This window comes from Providencia sp. PROV033 (assembly GCF_028484855.1).
Lineage (GTDB): Bacteria > Pseudomonadota > Gammaproteobacteria > Enterobacterales > Enterobacteriaceae > Providencia > Providencia alcalifaciens.
Genome location: NZ_JAMPSW010000125.1, coordinates 1 through 8,572, shown reverse-complemented (window position 1 = coordinate 8,572; position 8,572 = coordinate 1). Strand labels below are relative to the sequence as shown.

Annotated in this window: 8 protein-coding genes; 3 read left to right on the top strand and 5 right to left on the bottom strand. The window is 38.3% G+C overall.

The features are described from left to right. Window positions 1-69 precede the first annotated feature (69 nt). From PSF16_RS15575 to PSF16_RS15555, 5 genes are all read right to left on the bottom strand, one after another. Window positions 70-696 carry a hypothetical protein gene (locus PSF16_RS15575; RefSeq protein WP_006662705.1) on the bottom strand — a complete coding sequence of 209 codons (627 nt, stop codon included), beginning with the start codon at window positions 694-696 and terminating at the stop codon, window positions 70-72. 869 nt (window positions 697-1,565) lie between these two features. Continuing rightward, entirely contained in the window at window positions 1,566-1,958 is a 393-nt protein-coding gene (locus tag PSF16_RS15570) for a hypothetical protein (protein WP_272689603.1), read from the bottom strand. Next, entirely contained in the window at window positions 1,955-2,503 is a 549-nt protein-coding gene (locus PSF16_RS15565) for a LemA family protein (protein ID WP_272689602.1), read from the bottom strand. The genes PSF16_RS15570 and PSF16_RS15565 overlap by 4 nt, the downstream gene beginning before the upstream one ends. 1 nt (window position 2,504) lies before the next feature. After that, the gene (locus tag PSF16_RS15560) at window positions 2,505-3,548 is read right to left on the bottom strand and encodes a hypothetical protein (protein ID WP_272689601.1); all 1,044 of its coding nucleotides are present in this window, start codon (window positions 3,546-3,548) and stop codon (window positions 2,505-2,507) included. A 15-nt stretch (window positions 3,549-3,563) separates the two neighbouring features. Next, window positions 3,564-4,124, bottom strand: a complete 561-nt coding sequence (locus PSF16_RS15555; protein ID WP_006657337.1) for a LemA family protein — start codon at window positions 4,122-4,124, stop codon at window positions 3,564-3,566. 558 nt (window positions 4,125-4,682) lie between these two features. Here PSF16_RS15555 and PSF16_RS15550 point away from each other — a divergent pair. From PSF16_RS15550 to PSF16_RS15540, 3 genes are all read left to right on the top strand, one after another. Next, complete coding sequence (locus tag PSF16_RS15550) at window positions 4,683-5,756, top strand: erythritol/L-threitol dehydrogenase (RefSeq protein ID WP_006657336.1); 1,074 nt, start codon at window positions 4,683-4,685, stop codon at window positions 5,754-5,756. Between the two features lie 202 nt (window positions 5,757-5,958). Beyond that, window positions 5,959-6,819, top strand: coding sequence for an ABC transporter substrate-binding protein (locus PSF16_RS15545; protein ID WP_392397799.1), 861 nt, complete (start codon window positions 5,959-5,961; stop codon window positions 6,817-6,819). 157 nt (window positions 6,820-6,976) lie between these two features. Continuing rightward, window positions 6,977-8,461 (top strand): sugar ABC transporter ATP-binding protein, encoded by a 1,485-nt coding sequence (locus PSF16_RS15540; RefSeq protein ID WP_272689600.1) that lies wholly within the window; start codon window positions 6,977-6,979, stop codon window positions 8,459-8,461. Window positions 8,462-8,572 lie beyond the last annotated feature (111 nt).

Here is an 8,572-nt window from a genome sequence, read left to right as displayed (position 1 = left end):
TTTTTTCATCATAAAGCGATCCCATAATGAATAGATATAGTACTATATCCATTCATCCTAATAACGAATTTACAGTGAGAAAGCGAAAGCTAATGTTGCATAGCCATCTAAATTAGCATCACCTGAACTGGTTTTCAGCTCAGAACTCAGCGTTGGTCTTACATCAAGGTCAGCAGAAAAAATTTGCCCTGCTCTCAATGTACTTGCTGCTGTTGCCCACGCCATTTTTTTAGTTTTATCAACAGATAATGATGTTGCATATGATGTTCCATTCGATACACCAACAGTTTGAGCCGCGCTTGAAGCATCTTGTTTCACTGTCGCATTTTTCATTGTAATTGTATAAAAACCAACTTTTTTATCCGTATCAAACAGACCTAAACCGAAGTTATATACGCCAGCGGTTAATACAGAACTCGCACGGTTATCCGTTGAAGAGAATGTTAAATAGGTCGAGGCGTCACAAACAACTTCGATATTATTTGTTTTTGCATCTAATAATAAGTTACCTGATACAGGGAACATACCTGGGGACACATCAAATACATATTCTAAGTCAACTTCATTTTGACCTTTAATAGTACACGTTGGTGGCGTAATTGATCCTGTTACTTTTAAATTTGCAACTGGAGCTGCAGCTAATGTAGCACCAGAGACAGTAATTAAAGATAATGCAATTATGGTTTTCTTAAACATGAAATAAATCCTATAAAATAAAAATAATATTTAAACAAATAAAACCCCTCCTCTTAGAATTTTAAAAAATTAAAATTCCAACAGGAAAATGTTAGATATTTAGTTGGCTTTATTTATTTTTAAAATCGATTTAATGCTAATAAATCCCATCAGCTCAATTAATTCGATGGACTCATTATAAGCATATATTTTCAGGATTTGAATTGGTCAAAATAAGGTAAAATATTTAAATTCACTTTATTACAAAGTATTTCATTATGTTTCATTATAGAAAACAAACAAGTAAGCCTTACAAATCATTTTTAGACTGTCGATCAAGTATATATAAACCCAGAATGGTCATAAAAAGAATACAAATACAGTTTTATATGCTAAATATTCTTTTAATTTGCTTTAATCTATAAAAAAACACAATTTAACACACATACAGAGTAAAAAAAGAAGATAGTAAACAGGTAAGAAAAAGCAAAAAAAATTTTATATCCATAAAAATCAATTGGTTAAAAATTAATTCCTCAAAAAACGATTCACACCTATTAACAGTAAACTGAAGAAACTTTACAAACCAATTAAATTCATACGAAACTACACCCAAGTTGTTACACCAATGAAGAGTAATGTTCGCTAATTAAACTATATTATCCCTTAAAAATCCCTATTTGGATAATCTTAATTTGAATACTCCCTGATTATATATACTCGCTTATTCCAATAACTGTTTTTTAAGCGGTGAATTATAGCCCTATTCTTATATAAGCGGAAAATTTATTTCTTGATCTGTCCTAAAAAATAGTCATATATAATGTCTTAAATAGTAAAAAAATACGTTTTTCCATTTACTCCTCTAAAAAATCTAATACAACGTCCTACTATTTCTTCCGTTTCTTTCTCGCAGCCACTGTTTGTTTCTTTTTTTCCACTCGATTTGATGCCCATATATCCACGTAATCCATATTCATGAGGAAAAATGTCACGCAGCTTCCCAGCACGACCATCCAAATGAGTATCGCTTTTGGAATATCTCCCAAACGGAATATTAACAACAATGGGATCAACACAATCATGCTCACAAACATAGAGCTCATCATTCCCAATACGATAGGCGCGATAAATTTTTTCAATCCAATGGCTTTCATTCCCAACGTAACCACAATACAAGCGGGGATCATACCAAACGTGGCAAACATCACGATTAGCCCTGCCTCATCTTTATCCAGCAGCCAATCGGTAAAACCAAACCATGAAAAAGGAATCGTCATCATGACAATGTCTCTCGCCCCCGTTGACCATACAGCAATGGAATATCATTGAAGCGAAACAAAATAGTAAAAATCAGATTTGGAAACAGTCGGATATTCGTGTTGTATAAGGTCACGGTCTGATTAAAGAATTCACGACGATCCGCAATTTGATCTTCAATACCTTTTGCTGAAGCTTGCAATGCCAACAAAGCCTGTTGACTCATTAAGTTAGGGTACTTTTCTGCCAGTAAAAAAACCGGTTTTAAGTGTGAGTGAAATTGATTCGCTGAATCCACTTTCATGTCGAGCTGCTTCGTCGATAGATAATGTTCACGACTTTGCAGCAATTCGCTTATCAATTGTTTTTCGTGAGTCATCGCGCCTTCGGCTATCACGGTTAATTGCGGCATTAGGTCTGCTTGTTTTTTCAAAAGCACATCTATATTAGCGAAGGCTTTCTCACAATTATTTTTTAAGAAAATAATGTTGTTGTAGATCCTCACTATATAGCGAACCAAAATGGTCCCCATGACAACAGCAAAGATCCAAAAAATAATGTTATTCATATCATTCACTGTCAGATAACGAAATGTGGTTAAAATAAAGTGTTAAATATCCATCTTGATAACGCACAGGCGTCATTAATATTAAGGCAATCAGAATAGCTGCAATCATTACTGTAACGCCTAAGTTTCTACGCATTGGCGCAGACTTATTCCAACGCGTGACATAATCTGATGGTGAAACGCCTAATAGCATATGCGGTGCTTTACGGGTAATCACTACTTTGCCATTTTCGCTGTCCGCAGAACCAATCAATAAATAACGCATTCCACTTTCAAGTAAATACTCTTTATAGCGACGACTACCACTTTCATAATCCATATGTGGCGTTAATCCCGTGTGAATAAAATAATCATTATCACAAATCACCTTGACCGATCCCGTATCATCCGTGATGGTGAAATTATGCAGCCGAGTTTTACTGTCTTGAAGGGTATAGCTTTTTTTACCGTCTTTATCTTTTGAAATGGAATATTCGTAATAGAAAGAGCCATAACAGCTGCGATTACCCAACTGGCTTTTGATTTCTGCACCTGATGTGATTTTTCCTTCCACTTCGACCAAACCCATCGCAATTGAGCGGATTTTTGAAGTGGCAAGATTCTTTTGAAACTTGAGAAATCGTTTTTCGGGGGTATTTTCAATAATGCCGAACACAAATGCTAAAACAAAGGCCACAAAAAAGACGCGAATATCAATAAAAAAACCTACGCCTAAACAAAGTGCTAATGCGCTACCTATCAGCGTCTTTAATAATGCTGCAAATTTTGAAGATCCTTCGTTTTGCAGGCGCTGATAGCGAGTATAAGCACTTTTCGTTACCCCTACGGCAATACGGCTCACGACAAAAGCGACGCCGACAGATGCCCCGTAGAAAAAGTAGGATTCGTATGAACTGGGTTGTGGTGAAAGGGTTACCCATGCCCCAAATAGAACAGCGAAAAAGGGAATCGCTCCCCAATTTAATTTACGCTTTTTTGAATATGTGCGATCTAAATAAAAAAGAATGCCGCCTAATACAGCGCCGAGAACATAGTAGATATTCACCAATAATACCTTTAATTATGATTTGAATTGAATACCGTCATATTTCTTTTCAGACTCGGAAATTTCCAATAAAGGCAGCGTAGCAAAACCGAAAATATTAGCAAAAATACTGTCAGGGAACATTTGGATCGCCGTGTTGTATTCTGTCGTCGCATCATTAAAACCTTCTCGGCGCTGAGCAATTTTATCTTCTACTTCGCTTAATGCGATTTGTAATTGCGTAAATTGTTCACCAGAGATTAACGTTGGGTAATTTTCCGCAATGGCAACAAGACTTTTTAAAGCTTTATCCATTTCATTAGACGCGGCGATTTTTTCATTCACATTTCTCGCATTAAAGTAATTTTGGCGGGCATTACTTAATGAGGTAAAGAGCGCAGTTTCATGCTCCATTGATTTTTCGACAACGGTCACTAATTGCGGAATTTGGTCAGCTCGTTGCTTTAGAATCACATCAATATTGGCAAACTGATTGCTCACTTGATTCCGCGTACTCACCAAGCGGTTGTAAATGGAAATTCCCCATCCAGCTAAAATAATAAGTAAAATTAGAAGAACAATCATCGTCGTTGCCATTTCTGAGCCTTTTAATTAAGCAAAGTCATTAATATTGAGATATTTAATTTAAGTTATCGATAACATGCTTTTTATTCAATCGGAAAAATAGCAAAGAAAAGGATAATCAGGAATTTATCACACATTTCGAATCGATCATGATCACATTAACCTGAGAAAACTAATTCAATTTTCAATGTAAAGTGTTAGCTGAAATGTTTTTTCAAAGATTCTTCTCTTCTGAAAATAATGAAACTAATTATACTCTTTCGACAATCATCGCATCCACCATAGTTTGCATTTCATCTGACAAGCTAACCCACAAAAACAAAAGAGTTATTAAATAAAAAATAAGATTTGAATCACAATTATCACTTTTTTATTTAGCATCTCTTAAAAATGACGACGTCGTCATATTAAAAATTAAACAATTTATTTATAACAATAGAGCATCACATTTCTCACGCTATTATTATTTTTAGCCGTCAAACTTTACAAAGAGAACGGTTTAGATACAAAAGCGACGGTCAATGTTGACGTCAACATTATAGCCAACATCCAGAATGAGGTTATTAGAATATGAGTACCCTACCTGAAAAAATGAAAGCGGTTGTGTGTCATGGTCCCCATGATTACCGTTTTGAAGCGATTAAAAGACCAACACCAGGGTTTCGTGAAGTCGTCATCAAAGTTGACGGATGCGGTATCTGTGCAGGTGACTGTAAAGCCAATGATGGCGCTCAAATGTTCTGGGGTGAAAACCCATGGATCAAAGCACCTGTCGTACCCGGTCACGAATTTTACGGTCGCGTTGCGGAACTGGGCGAAGGGTCCGCTGAAAAATATAAATTGAAAATTGGCGACCGTATCTTAGCGGAACAAATTGTCCCTTGCTGGGAATGCCGTTTCTGCAAGTCAGGCAAATATTGGATGTGTGAAACCCATGACATTTATGGCTTTCAAAAAGAAGTCGCAGATGGCGGAATGGCTGAATATATGCGTTTCTCTGAGCGTGCAATTATTCATAAAATTCCAGATGAATTATCGGATAAAGACGCGGCATTAATCGAACCAATGGCTTGTGCTATCCATACTGTTCGCCGTGGTGATATTGATTTAAATGACGTGGTTGTCATCGCCGGTGCGGGTCCATTAGGTCTGTGCATGATCCAAGTCGCAAAACTGAAAACACCGAAAAAATTAGTCGTGATTGATGCTATCGATGAGCGCCTTGAATTAGCGAAGAAATTTGGTGCAGATGTTGTTATCAACCCACTGAAAGAAGATGCTATCAAACTGGTTAAGGAGATGACCGAAGGTTACGGTTGCGATGTGTACATCGAAGCCACTGGCGCGCCTATCGGTGTGACTCAAGGGTTAGAAATGATCCGTAAACTGGGTCGCTTCGTCGAGTTCAGCGTTTTCGGTAAAGAAACGACGGTTGACTGGTCCATTATCGGTGACCGCAAAGAGTTAGATATCCGAGGCGCACACTTAGGTCCGTACAGCTATGAGGTTGCTATCGACCTGTTCAGCCGAGGGCTGGTATGTGCTGACGATATCGTTACCCACTTCTACTCAATCGATGATTGGGAAGAGGCGTTTGTTATGGCGAAATCAGCCGACTCCATCAAAGTCGTCATCAAGCCATAATGCTGTTGTCGTTCAATGATTGTGTCGTTCAATGATTGTGTCGTACATGAAGTGAAAATGTAATATCAGCATAATTAAAGTAAGTCATTAATAATCATAAATATTAACAGTACCCTATAACACTAAAGACTCTTTAGGAGAACATCTTATGTTGAGTAAATTTAAAAAGTTAGCTGTTGCAGCAAGCGTTTTAACACTGGGCATGGCTTTTAACGCGACAGCAAAACCTGTTTCTGTCGGAATGTCGTTCCAAGAACTGAATAACGAATATTTCGTGACAATGAAAGAGGCTTTAGAAAGTGCAACTGGTGAAATGGGTGCACAGCTGTATATTGCTGATGCGGCTCACGATGTCTCAAAACAGACTAGCGACATCGAAGATATGCTACAGAAGAAAATCGATATTCTGCTGATCAACCCTGCGGATAGCGTAGGTGCTGAAACAGCCGTATTAGCCGCAAAAAAAGCCGGTGTTGTGGTTATCGCTATTGATGCGCAAGCTAATGGTCCCATCGATTCATTCGTCGGCTCTAAAAACTATGAAGCGGGTTTAATGGCAGGTAAACGTCTGGGTGAGTCATTGGGCGGTAAAGGTCAAGTTGCAATCCTTGATGGTATTCCTGTTGTTCCAATCCTTGAGCGTGTTCGTGGTTTTGAAGCTGCCATGAAAGAGTATCCAAACATCAAAATTGTGACCAAATTAAACGGTAAACAAGAGCGTGATACTGCGATGAACGTCACTGAAAACATGCTGCAAGCTAACCCTGGCTTAAACGGTATTTTCAGCGTTAACGATGTCGGCTCTTTAGGTGCATTAGCCGCTATTGAATCTTCAGGTCGTGATGTGAAGCTAGTCAGTGTTGATGGTTCACCTGAAGCCGTTGCTGAAATTGCAAAAGGTAATTCACCATTTATCGCAACCTCTGCACAGTTCCCGCGTGACCAAGTACGTATCGGTTTGGCGATGGGCTTAGCAAAACATTGGGGTGCTAACGTACCGAAAGAAGTTCCTCTCGATGTGAAATTAATCGACAAAACTAATGCCAAAGATTTCCATTGGTAATCAGTAAATAAGTCGAACTTAGTATTGCGCCAGCGAATTATCTGCTGGCGTAATCCTCTTAATAAAAATGAATGACACTATGTTTATTGGAACGTTTTTATCTTTCCAACTCGCTTTGTTACCCATTTTTAAGCGGTAAGAAAATAAGGGAAGCAACATGATGCAATTGTTAGCATTAAAAGATGTCAGTAAAACTTTCCCTGGGGTTAAGGCGCTAGATAATATTAATCTCTCTTTGGAAAAAGGAGAGGTACACGCACTGCTAGGTGAAAATGGTGCGGGTAAATCAACGCTAATGAAAGTGCTGTGTGGAATTCATAAACCAGATAGCGGGAAAATACTTATCGAAGGCGAAGAGCACATCTTCCATAATTATCGTGATGCTATCAAAGCAGGCGTCGGTATTATTTTCCAAGAGTTTTCATTAATCCCTTATTTAAATGCTTTTGAAAATATCTTTTTAAACCGGGAAATTAAAAATAAATTTGGCTTATTAGATAGAAAGCTGATGCGTAAAAAAGCGCAGATCCTCCTATCTGAATTAGGCGTTAATATTGATATTGATGAACCTATTAGCCATTTAAGTATCGCTGAGCAGCAATTCGTGGAAATTGCTAAAGCGCTATCTTTAGACGCCAAGATTTTGGTGTTAGATGAACCCACCGCGACATTAACGCCAAAAGAGGCAAATCACCTCTTTGATGTCATGCGCGACTTAAAAGCCAAAGGTGTCGGCATGTTCTTTATCTCTCACCATTTGGAAGAGATTTATGAAATTTGTGACACGATTAGCGTACTGCGAGATGGCCAATACATCGGTTCACGTAAAGTGGATGAAACTGACCTTGATGTGATCATCGAGATGATGGTGGGTCGTGAAGTTGAGAATATCTACCCGCCAAAACGTCATTTTGAGGGGCAAGAGGTCATTCTCGATGCTCAAATTCAACGGTTTGCTTCTGGCCCAACCAACCGCATTCAATTGAAAAAAGGTGAGATCCTCGGCCTTGCAGGCTTAGTCGGCTCAGGCCGTACTGAAAATATTCTCGCCATGATGGGAGCCGATAAAGCTTACAAGAAAAAAGTGATTTTGGACGGTCAAGACGTCAAAGTGAAATCAGCGGCGCAAGCGCTACAGTTAGGGATTGGGCTGTTACCTGAAAGTCGTAAAACCCAAGGATTAGTTTTGCCATTTTCGGTGAAAGAGAATATCTGGCTAAATAACCACGCCCAAAAATTGTTCTTAATTCAAAATAAAAAAGAGCATTTGTTATCACTTGATTTGATTTCTCAAGTCAAAGTTAAAACACCCGAAGCGGATACCGCGGTTTCAACCTTAAGTGGGGGAAATCAGCAAAAAGTGGTTATTGCGCGCTGGCTCAATAAACAAGCCAAAATTCTTATTTTCGATGAGCCTACGCGAGGTATCGATGTTGGGGCAAAATCAGAAATCTACCAGTTAATGCGTTCACTCACTGAAAAAGGTATCTCAATTATTATGATCTCCTCAGAATTGCCTGAAGTGATTGGCGTGAGTGACCGAGTTTTGGTTTTTCGAGATGGTGAAGTTGCTGCTGAATTAAGTGGGGATGATATTAACTCAACCCAAATTATGTTACATGCGGCCGGCAATATTATATAGGATCATGACTATGTCTAATCAAAGTACAATTCCACTGGCGAAGAATAAACTTAATTTTGCCAGATTAACCAAAATACCGGCATTTTTACCTCTCGTTGGGTTAATTATCTT

Bases quoted from the DNA above. Each gene is read 5' to 3' on its own strand.
- PSF16_RS15575 (WP_006662705.1), bottom strand. From the start codon at position 696: ATGTTTAAGAAAACCATAATTGCATTATCTTTAATTACTGTCTCTGGT.
- PSF16_RS15570 (WP_272689603.1), bottom strand. From the start codon at position 1,958: ATGATGACGATTCCTTTTTCATGGTTTGGTTTTACCGATTGGCTGCTG.
- PSF16_RS15565 (WP_272689602.1), bottom strand. From the start codon at position 2,503: ATGAATAACATTATTTTTTGGATCTTTGCTGTTGTCATGGGGACCATT.
- PSF16_RS15555 (WP_006657337.1), bottom strand. From the start codon at position 4,124: ATGGCAACGACGATGATTGTTCTTCTAATTTTACTTATTATTTTAGCT.
- PSF16_RS15550 (WP_006657336.1), top strand. From the start codon at position 4,683: ATGAGTACCCTACCTGAAAAAATGAAAGCGGTTGTGTGTCATGGTCCC.
- PSF16_RS15545 (WP_392397799.1), top strand. From the start codon at position 5,959: ATGGCTTTTAACGCGACAGCAAAACCTGTTTCTGTCGGAATGTCGTTC.
- PSF16_RS15540 (WP_272689600.1), top strand. From the start codon at position 6,977: ATGATGCAATTGTTAGCATTAAAAGATGTCAGTAAAACTTTCCCTGGG.